This is a genomic window from Burkholderia sp. AU45251, assembly GCF_030482905.1.
Lineage (GTDB): Bacteria > Pseudomonadota > Gammaproteobacteria > Burkholderiales > Burkholderiaceae > Burkholderia > Burkholderia aenigmatica.
The window spans coordinates 238,719-253,498 of the sequence record NZ_JAUJQH010000009.1; the positions used below are offsets into that span (position 1 = coordinate 238,719).

A 14,780-nucleotide genomic window follows, 5' to 3' on the forward strand; every position below is an offset into this window, starting at 1 on the left:
TCCTTTACCGCAGCTTGAGGGTGGTCAGACCGAACAGGCACAGCATCAGCGTGATGATCCAGAAACGCACGACCACCTGCGTTTCCTTCCAGCCGGACAGTTCGAAATGGTGATGCAGCGGCGCCATCTTCAGCAGACGCCGTCCTTCGCCGTAGCGCTTCTTCGTGTACTTGAACCACGACACCTGCAGCATCACCGACAACGTTTCCGCAACGAAGATGCCGCCCATGATGAACAGCACGATTTCCTGGCGCACGATCACCGCGACCGTGCCGAGCGCGCCGCCGAGCGCCAGCGCGCCGACATCGCCCATGAACACCTGCGCGGGGTGCGTGTTGTACCAGAGGAACGCGAGCCCTGCCCCACCCATCGCGGAACAGAAGATCAGCAATTCGCCCGCGCCCGGAATGTGCGGGAACAGCAGGTATTTTGAATAGACCGCGCTGCCCATCACGTACGCGAACACACCCAGCGACGCGCCGACCAGCACGACCGGCATGATCACGAGACCGTCGAGGCCGTCGGTCAGGTTCACCGCGTTACTCGCGCCGACGATCACGAAATAGGTCAGCACGATGAAGCCCCAGACGCCGAGCGGATAGCTGATCGACTTCAGGAACGGCAGCATCAGGTCGGCACGCGCCGGCAGCCCCATCGACAGGCCGCTCCGCACCCATGCCATGAACAGGTCGAACACGCGCACGTTGTTCGCCTCGGACACGCTGAATGCGAGGTAGACGGCCGCGAACAACCCGATCACCGATTGCCAGAAATACTTCTCGCGCGACGACATCCCGCGCGGGTCCTTGTGGACGACCTTGCGGTAATCGTCGACCCAGCCGATCACGCCGAAACCGAACGTGACGAGCATCACGATCCAGATGAAACGGTTCGTCAGGTCGCCCCACAGCAGCGTCGCGACCGCGATGCCGATCAGGATCAGCACGCCGCCCATCGTCGGCGTGCCGGACTTGACGAGGTGCGTCTGCGGGCCGTCCTTGCGCACGGCCTGGCCGACCTTCATTTGCGTCAGCTTGCGGATCACCCACGGTCCGCACACGAGCCCGATCCCGAGCGCGGTGATGGTGGCCATCACCGCACGGAACGTGAGGTACGTGAACAAGCGCAAAAAGCTTGCGTCTCCTTGCAGCCATTGCGCCAGCGCCAGCAGCATGCTTCCTTCCTTCTACTCAGTGTGCAGCGGGCGACGTGCCCGCTGCGGGTTGGTTCGTCAGCGCGTCGACCACGCGCTCCATCTTCATGTACCGCGAGCCCTTCACGAGCAGCGTCGCCTGCGCGCCGTAGCCCGCCGCGAGCAGTGCGCCGACCAGCGCGCCGACGTCGCCGAAATGGCGGGCCGTGTCGCCGTACGCCGTGCAGGCATCGCGCGACGCATCGCCGAGCGCGAACAGCGCATCGATCCCGCGCTCGCGCGCGTAGGCACCGACCTCGCGATGGAAGGCCGGCCCTTCGTCGCCGACCTCGCCCATGTCACCGATCACCAGCACGCGCGGCGCCGGTTGCGCGGCGAGCACGTCGATCGCGGCACGCATCGAATCGGGATTCGCGTTGTACGTATCGTCGACGACCGTTGCACCCGCGAGGCTGCCTGCGATCGCCTGTTTCACCTGCAGCCGGCCCTTGACCGACTCGAACGATTCGAGACCCTGCTTGATCGCCGACAGCGCAACGCCGGCGCCCAGCGCCGCGGCCGTGGCGGCCAGCGCGTTGCGCGCGTTGTGCTCGCCGAGCGCGCGCAGCCGCACCGTGACGGCGCCCGCGGGCGTGTCGATCGCGAGTTCGCCGCCGTGCAGACGGCCCGTGACCTGTGCGTCGTTCTGCCGTTCGGCATCGTGCAGCGCGAAATCGAGGATCCGGTTGCCGGTCGCCGCGACGCGCCAGATGCCCGCATACGCGTCGTCGGCCGGGAACACCGCAACGCCGTCCGGCGGCAGCGCGTGAATCACGGCCGCGTGCTCGAGCGCAACGGCTTCGACCGTCGCCATGAACTCCTGGTGCTCGCGCTGCGCGTTGTTGACAAGCGCGACCGTCGGCGCCGTGAGGCGCGCCAGGACTTCGGTCTCGCCCGGGTGGTTCATTCCGATCTCGATCACCGCGAGACGATGCGCGGCCGACAGGCGCAGCAGCGTCAGCGGCAGGCCGACGTCGTTGTTCAGGTTGCCGGCCGTCGCGAGCCGCGCGTCGGCGCCGACCGCCGCCGCGAAGATCGACGCGATCATTTCCTTGACGGTCGTCTTGCCGTTGCTGCCCGTCACCGCGACGATCGGCAGCGCGAATCGTTTGCGCCAGCCGTGTGCGAGTGCGCCGAGCGCGGCACGCGTTTCGCCGCCCTCGATCGCCGGCATCGTGACGCCGGCCGGCACGTGCGCGACGAGCGCCGCTGCCGCACCGCGCGCAGCGACATCGCCGAGGAAGTCGTGCGCGTCGAAGCGCTCGCCTTTCAGCGCGACGAACAGGTCGCCGGGGCCGGCCGTGCGGCTGTCCGTCGACACGCGATCGAACGTGACACTCGCGTCGCCGTGGACGGTTGCACCGGGAATCAGGCGAACGGCTTCGCCGAGACTGAGCATCGTCATTCGGCGCCTCCCTTGCCGTGCGTCGCGCGCGCTGCCAGCGCAAGCCGCGCGTGATCTTGGTCGGAGAACGTGCGTTTCTTGCCCATGATTTCCTGCGTGGCCTCGTGGCCCTTGCCGGCCAGCACGACGACATCCTCGCGTGCCGCGCCGCGCACGGCCTGCAGGATCGCGCTCGCGCGATCCTCGATACGACGGGCGTGATCAGGGGCGGTCATGCCCGCGACGACCTGGTCGATGATGCGCTGCGGATCCTCGCTGCGCGGGTTGTCGCTCGTGACGACGGCCTCATCGGCGAGCCGCTCCGCGATCGCGCCCATCAGCGGGCGCTTCGTCGCATCGCGATCGCCGCCGCAACCGAACATGCAGACGAGCCGGCCGCCGCGCGCCGTAGCAATCGGGCGCAGCGCGTCGAGCGTCTTTTCGAGCGCGTCGGGCGTATGGGCGTAGTCGATCACGACGAGCGGTTCGTCGTTCTGCAGCCGGCCGCCGAGCCGCTGCATCCGGCCGTTGACGGACTCGAGCCGCGCGATCTCGGCGAGCGCCGCGTCGAACGGCACGTCGGCCGCGAGCAACGAACCGAGCACGGCGAGCAGGTTGCTGACGTTGAACGTGCCGAGCGTGCCGACCTCGACGTCGGCATCGCCCCACGACGAACGCAGGCGGAACGCCGTGCCGGTCGCGGTGGCACGCACGTCGATCGCGACCAGTTCGCGATCGACGTCGGGCGCCGGTGCATCGCCGATCCCGTACGCGATCGTGCGTACGCGGCCGGCCAGTTTCTCGAGCAGGCGCTGGCCGGCTGCGTCGTCGCGGTTGACGACCGCCGCGCGCAGGCCGCGCCATGCGAACAGCTTCGCCTTCGCGGCCTCGTACGCATCGAACGTGCCGTGATAGTCGAGGTGATCCTGCGTGAGGTTCGTAAACACCGCGATGTCGAAGGCCGTACCGTTCACGCGCCCCTGGTGCAGCGCGTGCGACGACACTTCCATCGCCACGGCCTTCGCGCCCGCGTCGCGCAACTGCGCGAGGCTGCGCTGCAGTTGCGGCGCGTCGGGGGTCGTGAAACCCGTCGGCACGAGCTGGCCGGGCATCCCGGTACCGAGCGTGCCGATCACCGCGCACGGCTGGTGCAGCGCCGTCAGCGCGGTGGCGATCCATTGCGTGCACGAGGTCTTGCCGTTCGTGCCGGTCACACCCACCGCGAGCAGGCTGTCGCTCGGATCGCCGTACCAACCGCTGGCGATCTCGCCGGCGAGCTGGTCGAGCGCCGGCACGGCCAGTGCGACGGGCACCGCCGGCGCCGCGTCCAGCCCTTCCGGCTGATACAGCACGGCAGCCGCACCGCGCGCGACGGCGTCGACGATGAAGGCACGATTGTCGGCCCCGTCGACTGCATACGCGACAAACACGTCGCCAGCCTTGAGGCTGCGCGTGTCGGCATGCAGTTGCGCGGCGGGGGCCACATGCTGACGCAGCCACGCAAGCGCGGCTGCGATCTGCTGATGCGCCGGATGGGAACTGCGAGCGGCGCTCATCGAACAACTCCTGGTGAATTACGCGTCGTGCTGGACACGATCATATGCTTCGCACCGCTCCCCGCGGCCAGCTTTTGCGGCCCCGTTGCGGAAGGTGCTGCCGGCGAATCGTCAGACACGACGAGCTGCTTGATCGGCATGTTCGGCGGCACATTCAGCGCACGCATCGTGTCGCCGGCGATCGCCGAGAATACGGGGCCGGACACCTGGCCGCCGAAGTGGCTGCCGGCGGTCGGCTCGTCGACCGATACCGCGACGACGATGCGCGGATTCGGCATCGGCGCCATCCCGACGAACGACGCGCGGTACTTGCGCGTGTAGCCGTGACCTTCGTGCTTGTACGCGGTACCGCTCTTGCCGCCGACGCGATAGCCCGGCACGGCCGCATCCGGCGACGTGCCGCCCGGCGCCACCACCGTCTCGAGCATCGCACGCACTTCGCGCGCGGTGGTCGGGTTGAACACCTGCGTACCCACGACCGGCTGGTTGGGGTCGGTCTTGAAAATGGTCACGGGCATCAGCTCGCCGTCATGCGCGATCGCCGTGTAGGCGCGCGCGAGCTGGAACAGCGACACCGACAGGCCGTAGCCGTACGACATCGTCGCCTGTTCGATGCGACGCCAGCTCTTCCACGGACGCAGGCGGCCGGCCACCGCACCCGGGAACCCGACCTTCGGCGCCTGGCCGAGGCCGATGCTCGTATACATATTCCACATTTCCTCGGGCCGCATCGTCATTGCGATCTTCGTCGCGCCGATGTTGCTCGACTTCTGGATCACACCGCCGACCGTCAGCGTGCCGAAACCCGCGTCGTCGGTGATCGGCGCGCCGTCGAGCACGAAGTGCCCGTTGCCCGTCTCGACGAGCGTGTTCGGCGTCACGCGGTGCAGGTCGAGCGCGAGCGACACCGTAAACGGCTTCATGATCGAGCCCGGCTCGAACACGTCGGTCATGATCCGGTTGCGCAACTGCTCGCCCGTCATGCGCGAGCGGTCGTTCGGGTTGTACGTCGGGTAGTTGACGAGCGCGAGCACCTCGCCGGTGCGCACGTCGACGACCATCGCCGCGCCGGCCTTCGCCTTGAACTTCTCGACGGCGGCCTTCAGGTTCGCGTACGCGATGTACTGGATCTTGCTGTCGATCGACAGGTCGACGTCGGTGCCGTTGTGCGGCGGGATCTGCTCAGCGACGTCCTCGACGATGTGCCCCATCCGGTCCTTGATCACGCGACGCACGCCCGACGTGCCGGACAGCATCTTCTGGTCGCCCAGCTCGACACCCTCTTGCCCTTCGTCCTCGACGTTCGTGAAGCCGATCAGGTGAGCGGTGATCTCGCCTTCCGGATAGAAGCGCTTGTATTCGTTGCGCTGATAGATACCGGGGATATCGAGCGCAGCGACCTTGTCGGCGACGCCGATCGGCACCTGACGCTTGACGTAGACGAAACCCTTGTCTTCCGACAGCTTCACGCGCAGTTCCTTCGACGTCATGCCGAGGAGCTTGCCGAGCTGGTTGACCTTGTCGGCGTCGAGATCGTCCGGCACCGCGTCGGGAATCGCCCAGATCGCGCGCACGGGCAGGCTCGTCGCGAGCACGAGCCCGTTACGGTCGAGGATCTTGCCGCGCGTCGCCGGCAGATCGATCGTGCGCTGGTAGCGGCTTTCGCCCTGCTTCCGATAGAACGCGTTGCCGGGGCCCTGGATCCAGAACGCGCGCGCGGCCAGCGCGACGAACGCCATGAACAGCAGGAACACGACGAACTTCGAGCGCCACATCGGGAGATGCACGCCCAGCACGGGGCTCGACGAGAACTTCACGTTCTGGCGCTTCTGGGACGGCTTCATCGCGCGCCTCCCTTGCCCTTGCCGGCCGTGTCCCCGGAAGCCGGGATCGGCGCATCGATCGCCTTCGCAGCGCCCGGCGGCAGCGTCAGGTATTGCGTGCGGCCGGTCGTGATCGGCTGCATCTTCAGCGAGTCGTTCGCAAGCTGCTCGATGCGTGAGGTCTTCGACAGCGCGCTCTGCTGATACTGAAGCTGCGCGTAGTCCTGCTGGAGCTGACGCTCCTGCGACTGCGCACGCTGCAGCTGGATGAAGATCTGGCGCTGCTGGTTCGTCGAATTGACGACCGACAGCGCGCACCCCATCACGATGATCAGCAGGAAGATATTGAAGCGGCTCATGGCGTGACGCGCTCCGCGATGCGCATCACGGCCGAGCGGGCGCGCGGATTCGCAGCGACTTCCGCTTCACTCGGAAACTGGCGGCTGATGATCTTGAGCGGCGGGCTCGGGAGATCGACGGCGCGGATCGGCAGGCGACGATCGACCGCAGGCGCACTCGCGTGCGCCTGCATGAATCGCTTGACGATCCGGTCCTCGAGTGAATGAAAGCTGATGACCACCAGCCGCCCCCCTTGCTCCAGCAACGACAGTGCCGCGTCTAGTACGACTTGCAGGTCCGCAAGCTCTTGATTGACGTGAATCCGTATAGCCTGAAAGGTGCGGGTTGCCGGATCCTTGCCCTTCTCACGGGTTTTGACGACGTGACCCACGATTTGGGCAAGCTCGCCCGTGGTGTCGAGAGGCCCAAGACGGTCGGACTCTGCCCGGCGAGCAACAAGCGCCTTTGCAATCTGAAAAGCAAACCGTTCTTCCCCATAATCCCGTATCACCTCCGTCAATTCCTGCACCGAAGCCCGTGCGAGCCATTCCGCCGCCGACTCGCCGCGCGTCGGATCCATCCGCATGTCCAGCGGACCATCGGCGCGGAAGCTGAAGCCACGCGCCGGATCGTCCACCTGCGGCGAGGACACGCCCAGGTCAAGCAACACACCCGACACCTTCTCGACGCCGCGCGCCGCAAGCGCGTCGCGCATCGATGCAAAGCTGTCATGCACGATCGAGAAGCGCGCATCCTCGATGCCCTGCGCCGTCTCGATCGCCCTCGGATCCTTGTCGAACGCGATCAGCCGCCCGGCCGCCGCCAGCCGCGCGAGCACCGCGCGGCTATGGCCGCCGCGTCCGAACGTACCGTCGACATAGATGCCGTCCGGTCGCGTCACGAGCGATTCGACCGCTTCGTCCAACAACACTGTCCGATGCTGCAATTCGTTTCCCATCGCGGGCGTCTCCGTCACCGCAATCAGAACGTGAAATTCTTCAGCGCGTCGGGCATGCCCTGCGCCATCGCTGCCTGCTCCTTCGCGTTGTAGGTCTGCGAATCCCACAGCTCGAAGTGACTACCCATTCCCAACAACATGACTTCCTTTTCCAGTCCGGCTGCCATGCGCAGCTCGGGCGATACGAGAATCCGGCCGGCGCTATCGAGATCGACATCCATCGCGTTGCCGAGAAAAATGCGCCGCCACCAGTGCGCGTCCATCGGCAGCGCGGCGATCTTGGCGCGGAATACTTCCCATTCGGGGCGCGGAAACAGCAACAGGCAGCCGTCCGGGTGCTTGGTCACAGTCACCCGTCCTTCTGCCTGTCCTTGCAGCGCTTCGCGATAGCGAGCCGGCACCGACATCCGCCCTTTCGCATCGAGCGTCAGCGCCGACGCCCCTTGGAACACTTTCCGCTCTCCCGTTCAGGGCACCGAAGCACCCGCTCCATGCTGAGAATTTAGCCGGAATAGCCCGCTAAATCACACAAAAATACACTTTCTCACACTGTCTCCCACTTTAGAGGAAGGGTGTGGCACGGTCAAGGGAGCGGCCCGCTTTTTTGACGAATTTTGTTAGTTAGAACAAGGACTTACGCGCACATGCTCATGCGACCCCTCATACCAAAAACCGTTATAAATGAATGAGCTAGTGCAACTTGTGAAGGTGATACGTGAGAAAGACGGGCCAGAGGGGTGTGCGGACGGGGCTTTCGGGGGCGGGAAAACGAGGAATAAACGGGCGGTATCAGGGGCAGGAAACCGGGGCGGCGTCCCACGTCGCCCCGGTGCGAATCTCACAGATAGTACGCAGTGCTCGTCATGACTTTCGACGCCGCGCGCATCAGCATCCGCGCGGGCAGCGGCAACTCGATTCCGCCGGCGTCGGCCGCCGCCTTGCCGTGTTTCACTTCGTCGATACGCATCTGGTCGACGATCGCGCGCGACGCAGTATCGGCCGCCGGCAGCTCGGACATATGACCTTCGAGATGGCTCTCGACCTGGCGCTCGGTCTCGGCCATGAAGCCGAGGCTGACCTTGTCGCCAAGCGCGCCGGCCGCCACGCCGATCGCGAGCGAACCCGCATACCAGAGCGGGTTCAGCAGGCTCGGACGCGAGTCGAGCTCTTTCAGGCGGTGCGCGGTCCACGCGAGGTGGTCCTCCTCCTCCCGCGCGGCCTCTTCGAACATCGCCTTCGCCGACGCCGTGCGCGCGGTGAGTTTCTGCGCCTGGTAGAGCGCCTGCGCGCAGACCTCGCCGACGTGGTTCACGCGCATCAGCCCGGCGGCATGCGTGCGCTCCGCAGGCGTCAGTTCGACGGCCGGCGCCTCGGCCGGTGCGGGCACCGGGCGGCTCATCCGGCTAATGCCGGTCAGCGATCGCAGGCCGCGATCGAATTCGCTGATCAGTTCATCAAACACCATCCTGTTCTCCTGGCTGCAGGTGCTGCCGCGAGCGGCAAGGGCACGAGTCCGCTGCGTAACCGACTTGATTATTCAGCGGAAATTGCGGTTAACCCGTGATTTTAACCATTGTTGCATAAAGGAAACATGGCGGCCTTGAGCTGCGGCATTTCGCTTTGTGGCAAAAAACGGTTTTGCTACATTACGTCCGACTTCTTGCGAAGTTGATGGGGCCCGTCAACAGAACATAACTATCTGCCCCGCCAGAATAATTCAGTGAATTTTGGAGATCCGTTAATGAAAAAGTCGCTTCTCGCGCTCGTCGCGCTGGGCGCGTTCGCTGGCGCTGCCCATGCGCAAAGCAGCGTGACGCTTTACGGCATCATCGATGAAGGCCTGCTCTTCAACAACAACGCAGGCGGCAAGCACCTGTACAGCATGGCAAGCGGCGTGATGCAAGGCAGCCGCTTCGGCATGCGCGGCACCGAAGACCTCGGTGGCGGCCTGAAGGCGATCTTCACCCTCGAAAACGGTTTCGACGTGAATAGCGGCAAGCTCGGTCAGGGCGGCCTGATGTTCGGTCGTCAGGCTTATGTCGGCCTGTCGAGCCAGTACGGTACGGTCACGCTGGGTCGTCAATACGACTCCGTCGTCGACTTCGTCGGCCCGCTCGAGGCAGGCGACCAGTGGGGCGGCTACATCGCTGCTCACCCGGGCGACCTGGACAACTTCAACAACGCGTACCGTGTGAACAACGCGGTCAAGTTCACGAGCGCGACCTACGGCGGCTTCTCGTTCGGCGGCATGTACAGCTTCGGCGGTCAAGCCGGCCAGTTCGCGAAGAACCAGGTCTGGTCGCTCGGCGCAGGCTACAACAACGGCCCGCTGGTGTTGGGCGTCGGTTACTTGAACGCACGTACGCCGAACCAGTTCGGCGGCATGTTCAACAACGGTTCCGCGTCTTCGTCGGTATCGTCGCCGATCTACGGTGCATACGCGAACAACGCGAACACGTACCAGGTCATCGGTGCGGGCGGCGCCTACACGTTCGGCGCAGCGACGATCGGCGCGACGTACTCGAACACGAAGTTCAAGGGCTTCTCGGCAGGCCCGTTCGTGAACCAGACCGCGACGTTCAACAACGGCGAAATCAACTTCAAGTATCAGCTGACCCCGGCGCTGATTCTCGGCGCAGCGTACGACTACACGCAAGGCAGCAAGATCGACGGCAACTCGGCAGCCAAGTACCACCAGGGTTCACTGGGCGTCGACTACTTCCTGTCGAAGCGTACCGATGTCTACGTGATCGGCGTGTATCAGCACGCATCGGGCAGCGTACTCGACGCGAACGGCAACGTCCTGAAGGCAACGGCAGCGATCAACGGTCTCGCAGGCTCGAGCAGCAGCAACCAGGTCGCAGCGCGCGTCGGTATCCGTCACAAGTTCTAATCAGCTTGCCCAGCAAGCCGCAGCATATTGAAGGCGCCTTCGGGCGCCTTTTTCTTTTCCGGTGCAGCCGCGCAGCGAAAGCGCGGCTGCACCGGCCACCACGCGCTCGTGACGCGGGCGCTGCGCCGTCTGCCGCGTCGACATGCACGGCTCCGCCACCGGCCCATTCCGGAAGCCGCCTCGTTCCGAAACAGCGTCTTCGGGGCCGCGCCGCAAACAAAAAAGCCCGGCAGAAGCCGGGCTTTTCCATTCGATCGACTGCGCCGTTACGCGCGTCCGTCGCGCAGTTCGCGTCGCAGGATCTTGCCGACGTTCGTTTTCGGCAGTTCCGTCCGGAACTCGACCAGCTTCGGCCGCTTGTAGCCGGTGAGCCGCTCCTTGCAGTAGGCAAGGATGTCCTTGTCGGTGAGCGCCGGGTCCTTCTTCACGATGAACAGCTTCACGGCTTCGCCGGAATGCTCGTCGGGCACACCGACAGCCGCCACCTCGAACACGCCCGGATGCGACGCCACCACGTCCTCGACTTCGTTCGGATACACGTTGAAGCCCGATACCAGAATCATGTCCTTCTTCCGGTCGACGATCTTCACGTAACCTCGCGCATCCATCACGCCGACGTCGCCCGTCTTGAAGAAGCCGTCCGCGAACATGACCTTCGCGGTCTCGTCCGGCCGGTTCCAGTAGCCGGCCATCACCTGCGGCCCGCGGATGCAGATCTCGCCGGGTTCGCCGAGCGCGACGTCGTTGCCGGCGTCGTCGCGAATCGCCACTTCGGTCGACGGCAGCGGCAGGCCGATCGTCCCGCTGTATTCGGTCGCCGTCACGGGGTTGCAGGTCGCCACCGGCGACGTTTCGGACAGCCCGTAGCCTTCGATGATCGCCGTATGGGTCTTTTCATACCAGCGCTTCGCGACGCCTTCCTGGATCGCCATGCCGCCGCCGTTGGCGATCACGAGCTTCGACAGGTCGAGCTGATTGAATTCCGGGTGGTTCAGCAGCGCGTTGTACAGCGTGTTGACCGCCGGGATCGTCGAGATCTGGTAGCCCTTCAGCTCCTTGATCATGCCGGCGATGTCGCGCGGGTTCGGGATCAGGATACCCATGCCGCCGGTACGCATCGTCAGGAAGCCGCAGACGGTCAGCGCGAACACGTGATACAGCGGCAGCGCCACAACCGTCACGAACTGTTTCACCTCCGGGTACTTCTCATGAGCCGGATGGTGCCAGGCGCCCGCCTGCAGCACGTTCGACACGATGTTCCGGTGCAGCAGCGTCGCGCCCTTCGCCACGCCGGTCGTACCGCCCGTGTATTGCAGGAACGCAACGTCGTCGGGGCCGATCTTCTGCGCCTTGAATGCCTGCCGCGCGCCTTCCGACAGCGCGGCCTTGAAGCGCGTGAACGACGGCAGCTGCCAGGCAGGCACCATCTTCTTCACGTTGCGCACGACGTAGTTGACGAGCCAGCCCTTGATGCCCAGCAGATCGCCCATCGATGCGACGACGACGTGCTTGACGCCCGTTTTCGCGATGACGGCCTGTAGCGTCGACGCGAAATTCTCGAGGATGACGATCGCCTCCGCACCGCTGTCCTTCAGCTGATGTTCGAGCTCGCGCGGCGTATAGAGCGGATTGACGTTGACGACGGTGTAGCCCGCGCGCAGGACCGCGGCGATCGCCACGGGATACTGCAGCACGTTGGGCATCATGATCGCGACGCGCGCACCGCGCGCGAGCCCGCGCGATTGCAGCCACGCGCCGAACTGGCGCGACAGCTTGTCGAGTTCGCCGTACGTGATGCCCTTGCCCATGCAGACGAACGCTGTGCGGTCGCGATACTGCCGGAAGCTTTCGTCGAGCAGGTCTGGGACAGAGGGATAAGGAGACGCGTCAATTTCGGCTGGAACGCCGGGTGGGTACGATTTCAGCCAAATTTTGTCCATACTGCGCGTCTCCTCACAGATTTTCGAATGGTCGTGCTAAAACGCATCGTAACGGCTCGCTCGTCCCGAGACAACAGGGTTAGATGTCCACTTCGAACTTCTGTGGAAAATCGTCTGATCATACGGGGATATTCGATCAAATGCGCTCAACTTCCACAAGGCAATCGTAAAACGTCGCCGAATTACCAAGATCGGTCAACGCCTGGCTCGTCACCTCGTTTGCGTTCCTGCCGTCCGGTGACAGCTTCTTCCACCAGATCGACAGCCCGACGACGAGCCCGGCACGTGCGCGATCGGTAATTCTCGCGAGCGCCTGCATCGATCCACGGTCGTTGAAGATCCGTACGACGTCGCCTTCGGTGATGCCGCGCACTTCGGCATCCGACGGGTGGATGTCGAGATGCGGCTCGCCTTCGGTGTGACGCAGGCTGTCGACGTTCACGAACGTGCTGTTCAGGAAGTGGCGGGCCGGCGGAGAAATCATCGCGAGCGGATAGCGCGCGGCAAGCTCGGGCGCAGCCTCGGCCGATTCGAAAGGCGGCAGGTAGTCCGGCACGGGATCCACACCCATCTGCTCGAGCCGCGGGCTGTGGAACTCGCACTTGCCGGATGGCGTACGGAAACCGCCCTCCGCGAACGGCGCCTCCGGCAGCTTGAGCTTCAGCCAGCCATCACGCTTCAGCGTGTCCCAGTCGCTGTCGAGCACCGGATCGTCCCAGCGGAGCGCCGCGCGCGCGACCTCGTCGTCACTGTGATAAAGCGCGGGCTCGTCGAGCCCCATGCTGCGCGCGATGCCGCGGAAGATCTCCGTATTCGGCCGCGCGTCTCCCACCGGGGGAATCGACGGCAGGTTCGCCATCACGTAGGTGTGGCCGTACGATTTGTGGATGTCCAGATGCTCGAGCTGCGTGGTCGCCGGCAACACAATGTCGGCGAAATCGACGGTATCTGTCTTGAAATGCTCGAGAACGACCGTGAACAGATCGTCGCGCGCGAACCCTGCGGCAACCTTCGAAGAGTCCGGCGCGACCGCCACCGGATTCGAGTTGTACACGATCACCGCTTCAACTTTCGGCCCGAAGCTTGCATCGCCCGGGTGCAACAGCGCATCGCCAATCGCGTTCATGTTGACGATACGCGGCAGCGTGTGCGGCCAGCCCGGCATTAAGTCCGGGCGCAGTAGCGCCGCCTGGTTGACCGGTGCAGATTCCGACGACGAGAGCAACAGCCCGCCGGCCCGATCCCGCCAGGCCCCCGTCAGCGCCGGCAGACTGGCGATCGCGCGTACGGCGTTACCACCGCCGCGGACGCGCTGCATGCCATAGTTGAGGCGGATCGATGCCTTGCGGGTAGCGCCGTAGCGACGCGCAAGGTCGACCAGCTCGGACGCATCGATACCGCAGATCTGCGCAACGCGTTCCGGCGGATAGGACATCGCCCGCTCCTTGAGCGCATCGAAGCCGAGTGTATGGCTGGCAATGTAGTCGCGATCGAGCAGATCTTCGGTAATCAGCACGTGCATCATGCCGAGCGCGAGCGCGCCATCGGTGCCTGGTTTCAACGCGATATGCTGATGGCACTTTTCCGCCGTCAGCGAACGGTACGGATCGATGGCGACCAGACGAGCGCCTCGGCGCTTCGCTTCCTGCGCACGCGTCCAGAAGTGCAGGCTCGACGCGATCGGGTTCGCGCCCCAAATCAGAATCAGCTCGCTTTCCTCGAAGTGCTCAAGGTGCATACCGAGACTGCCACCATAGGTATAACGCAACCCCGCTGCGCCAGCCGCCGCGCAGATCGTGCGCTCGAGCCGCGATGCGCCGAGCTTGTGAAAGAACCGCTGGGCGATGCCCTCCCCCTGCACGAGCCCCATCGTCCCCGCATAGCTGTACGGCAGGATCGCTTCCGGTGCGCGCGTCGCGATTTCACCGAGACGACGGCCGATCTCATCGAATGCCTCGTCCCAGCTGATCGGCACGAAACGCCCTTCCCCTTTCGCGCCGATTCGCTTGAGCGGGACGGTGAGGCGGTCGGGGTGATGAACGCGATCGGCGTATCGGCTGACTTTCGTGCACAACACGCCTTGCGTCGGCGGGTGGTCGGGATCGCCCGTGACCTTGATCGCCTTGCCGTTTTCGACAGTCACACGCATTGCGCACGTGTCCGGACAATCATGCGGGCAAACGGCCCGGGCTATCTGAATGGCGGCGTTCATCGTTTTGAATGCAGAGATGGGGATTCGCAAATTTTACGTGGACACGCCGAATAAAGCGTTCATTTCGTGCGGATTCTGAGTTATCCGGCCGAAATGGGATTGGTGGATGCGAGGAGAGTTTCGGTGGTTCCGTGTGTCTTCCGTGGGGGAGACTTGCGTGGCCAATCCGGTGTTCGCTATCGACGCTGCACGACGGCGCCAACCGATACACGGGGATGAAGGGATTGCAGCTTTGAGCGGAGATAGGATCGATTGACCCAAGGATCGCGAAGGATATCGGCTTTTTGGAAATCGGACGCTGCGATTGGGTGCGCTTGGGCGCGGTGATGTGCAATGCCCTTCCCAGCCCGCACGCATTTCCGTCGCGCCAATGCAAAAACCCCCGCCTTTCGGGCGGGGGTTTCTGGCTTAGGGAGCCTGACGATTACCTACTTTCACACGGGAATCCGCACTATCATCGGCGTAGAGTCGTTTCACGGTCCT

Annotated in this window: 11 protein-coding genes; 1 reads left to right on the forward strand and 10 read right to left on the reverse strand. The window is 64.6% G+C overall.

Going from position 1 to position 14,780, the window contains the following annotated elements; translation table 11 throughout:
* Positions 1-4: 4 nt before the first annotated feature.
* The 8 genes from mraY to coq7 all read right to left on the reverse strand — a co-directional run bounded on the left by mraY (position 5) and on the right by coq7 (position 8,717).
* Positions 5-1,174, reverse strand: a complete 1,170-nt coding sequence (mraY, locus tag QZM67_RS20150; RefSeq protein WP_006477019.1) for a phospho-N-acetylmuramoyl-pentapeptide-transferase — start codon at positions 1,172-1,174, stop codon at positions 5-7.
* Between the two features lie 16 nt (positions 1,175-1,190).
* Entirely contained in the window at positions 1,191-2,597 is a 1,407-nt protein-coding gene (gene murF, locus QZM67_RS20155) for a UDP-N-acetylmuramoyl-tripeptide--D-alanyl-D-alanine ligase (RefSeq protein ID WP_301806089.1), read from the reverse strand.
* On the reverse strand, positions 2,594-4,132 hold the full coding sequence (locus tag QZM67_RS20160) for a UDP-N-acetylmuramoyl-L-alanyl-D-glutamate--2,6-diaminopimelate ligase (protein ID WP_301806091.1): 1,539 nt from the start codon (positions 4,130-4,132) through the stop codon (positions 2,594-2,596). Before QZM67_RS20160 ends, murF begins: the two co-directional genes overlap by 4 nt.
* Positions 4,129-5,976: a penicillin-binding protein 2 gene (locus QZM67_RS20165; RefSeq protein ID WP_301806093.1), complete on the reverse strand. Its 1,848-nt coding sequence runs from the start codon at positions 5,974-5,976 to the stop codon at positions 4,129-4,131. Before QZM67_RS20165 ends, QZM67_RS20160 begins: the two co-directional genes overlap by 4 nt.
* Entirely contained in the window at positions 5,973-6,314 is a 342-nt protein-coding gene (gene ftsL / locus QZM67_RS20170; protein WP_175021526.1) for a cell division protein FtsL, read from the reverse strand. Before ftsL ends, QZM67_RS20165 begins: the two co-directional genes overlap by 4 nt.
* Positions 6,311-7,252 (reverse strand): 16S rRNA (cytosine(1402)-N(4))-methyltransferase RsmH, encoded by a 942-nt coding sequence (rsmH, locus tag QZM67_RS20175; RefSeq protein ID WP_043191501.1) that lies wholly within the window; start codon positions 7,250-7,252, stop codon positions 6,311-6,313. Before rsmH ends, ftsL begins: the two co-directional genes overlap by 4 nt.
* 23 nt (positions 7,253-7,275) lie before the next feature.
* Positions 7,276-7,704, reverse strand: a complete 429-nt coding sequence (mraZ, locus tag QZM67_RS20180) for a division/cell wall cluster transcriptional repressor MraZ (RefSeq protein ID WP_006487094.1) — start codon at positions 7,702-7,704, stop codon at positions 7,276-7,278.
* A gap of 386 nt (positions 7,705-8,090) precedes the next feature.
* Positions 8,091-8,717 (reverse strand): 2-polyprenyl-3-methyl-6-methoxy-1,4-benzoquinone monooxygenase, encoded by a 627-nt coding sequence (coq7, locus tag QZM67_RS20185; protein ID WP_027788457.1) that lies wholly within the window; start codon positions 8,715-8,717, stop codon positions 8,091-8,093.
* Between the two features lie 276 nt (positions 8,718-8,993).
* On the opposite strand from coq7, the gene QZM67_RS20190 reads away from it, so the two are divergent.
* Positions 8,994-10,145 carry a porin gene (locus QZM67_RS20190; protein WP_175021525.1) on the forward strand — a complete coding sequence of 384 codons (1,152 nt, stop codon included), beginning with the start codon at positions 8,994-8,996 and terminating at the stop codon, positions 10,143-10,145.
* A gap of 266 nt (positions 10,146-10,411) precedes the next feature.
* On the opposite strand, the gene QZM67_RS20195 is transcribed toward QZM67_RS20190, so the two are convergent.
* Together QZM67_RS20195 and QZM67_RS20200 are read right to left on the reverse strand one after the other, a co-directional pair.
* Positions 10,412-12,085 (reverse strand): long-chain fatty acid--CoA ligase, encoded by a 1,674-nt coding sequence (locus tag QZM67_RS20195; RefSeq protein ID WP_043191508.1) that lies wholly within the window; start codon positions 12,083-12,085, stop codon positions 10,412-10,414.
* 136 nt (positions 12,086-12,221) lie between these two features.
* The gene (locus QZM67_RS20200) at positions 12,222-14,297 is read right to left on the reverse strand and encodes a molybdopterin-dependent oxidoreductase (RefSeq protein WP_301806097.1); all 2,076 of its coding nucleotides are present in this window, start codon (positions 14,295-14,297) and stop codon (positions 12,222-12,224) included.
* Positions 14,298-14,780: the final 483 nt, after the last annotated feature.